The organism is Fulvivirga imtechensis AK7 (assembly GCF_000331535.1).
GTDB classification, from domain to species: Bacteria; Bacteroidota; Bacteroidia; order Cytophagales; family Cyclobacteriaceae; genus Fulvivirga; species Fulvivirga imtechensis.
Map to the genome: position 1 here is coordinate 1 of NZ_AMZN01000112.1, position 449 is coordinate 449.

At 48.1% G+C, this 449-nt stretch carries 1 protein-coding gene; it reads right to left on the reverse strand.

The genetic code is table 11. The features are described 5' to 3' along the window. Positions 1-449: IS91 family transposase (locus C900_RS30135; RefSeq protein ID WP_040497555.1), on the reverse strand; the 449-nt coding region annotated here is incomplete at both ends.

The following is a 449-nucleotide window of genomic DNA, read 5'->3' on the forward strand; positions in this document are numbered from 1 at the left end:
AATGCTGCTGTGGGAAACAAAAACTTGCCGTTTGACCTTTTGGGAGCTACCCATTGGCCATTTTTGATGCCACCACCACTTACCACACAGTGCAGGTGTACATGGTAATCAAGTTTTTGTCCCCAGGTATGCAGCACAGCGGTAATACCCGGAGTGGCCCCCATATAGTTGTCATTGGCCGACAGGTCAAGCAAGGCTTCTGATGCTGCATCAAACAAGATGGTGTAAAGCACTTTAGGTGATTGCATCATCACGGTATTCCAACAATGGGGAATGGTAAAAACAATATGGTAGTAGGGCGTAGGAAACAAATCTGCCAGCCTGTCTTCTACCCACTTGTCCTTTTTGAGTGTCCCACAAAACGGACAATGGCGGTTGCCACAACTATGATACCTGGTATGGGTGTGCAGGCACTCCTCGTTATTGCACTGGTAGCAATGGTAGCCCAG